The organism is Pantoea stewartii subsp. stewartii (assembly GCF_008801695.1).
GTDB lineage: Bacteria > Pseudomonadota > Gammaproteobacteria > Enterobacterales > Enterobacteriaceae > Pantoea > Pantoea stewartii.
In genome coordinates, this window is the sequence record NZ_VZPF01000313.1 from 1 (window position 1) to 251 (window position 251).

The window sequence follows — 251 nt, forward strand, 5'->3', positions numbered from 1 at the left end:
CGTGGTTGCGTTACGTCATCGGTCATATACAGGACTGGCCGGTGAACCGGGTCCGCGATCTGCTGCCATGGAAGGTCGAGCTTCCCTCTGCCTGAACGTCAATACGGTCTGAATGCGACGCTTACTCATGAAGCGCCTGCCACAACCGTTCGACATGATTGACCCACGGCGAGTAAATCGGCTGGTAAATGACCCTGAACTTTGGGTTTGCTTTCAGCCAGCGCAACGTTTCACGGCTTTTGTGGATGATG

General features: G+C 54.6%; 1 pseudogene. It reads right to left on the minus strand.

What is annotated here, in order from left to right:
• Window positions 1-124: 124 nt before the first annotated feature.
• Window positions 125-251: pseudogene (locus F7Q90_RS26325) on the minus strand (transposase); the annotation flags it as partial.